Below are 782 nucleotides of genomic sequence, written 5' to 3' on the forward strand. Positions count from 1 at the left end.
TGGACTGATGAGCTTCGTCATCTGCTCGGTTATCAGAATGAACAGGATTTCCCCAATGTGCTGAGTAGCTGGTCCTCCAGAATACATCCAGAAGATCAGGAGCGTGTATTTGCTGCCTTTACGGGTCATCTGACCGATTACAGTGGACGGACGCCATTTGAGAGCCAGTATCGTATACAACTGAAAACAGGGGAGTATCGCTGGTTCCGTGCTACAGCAGAAACCGAACGTGATACGAAAGGGACGCCACTGCATGTTACCGGAGCAATAGCAGATATAAATGAACGTTATATTCGTGATCAGCAGTTAGAACAGATGGTTGTACGTTATGATCTGATCAGTAAAGCGCTGGTCGAAGCACCGTGGGATATGACGGTAGAAGCAGGCGATCCAGTCAATCCGAAAAATGAAATCTGGTATTCGTCACAGTTCCGTGAGGCGGCTGGTTTCCAAACCGAGCAAGAGTTCCCGAACGTACTGAGCAGCTGGAGTGAACGCCTGCATCCAGAAGACGCCGATCGTGTAGTTAAAGCATTTGCCGACCATATGCTGGATCATAGCGGACGTACACCATTTGATATCGACTACCGCTTACAACGTAAAAATGGGGAATATCGCTGGTTCCATGCCAATGGTACGACTAATCGCGATCCAAAAGGCGTACCGCTCCGCGTGGCAGGTACACTCCGCGATATTACATTTGAAAAAAATAAAGAAGTGATCGTGGAAGCGATGACCGAGCGGATGAATCATCTGTCCCAATCGATCTCGGAAATGACGAC

The 782-nt window shown here is 48.5% G+C and carries 1 protein-coding gene; it reads left to right on the top strand.

Annotated features, from left to right (window positions below):
- Positions 1 to 782: PAS domain-containing protein (locus AAHF22_RS23765; protein WP_347327466.1), on the top strand; the 782-nt coding region annotated here is incomplete at both ends.

This window comes from Paenibacillus wenxiniae (genome assembly GCF_039822605.1).
GTDB classification, from domain to species: domain Bacteria; phylum Bacillota; class Bacilli; order Paenibacillales; family Paenibacillaceae; genus Saccharibacillus; species Saccharibacillus wenxiniae.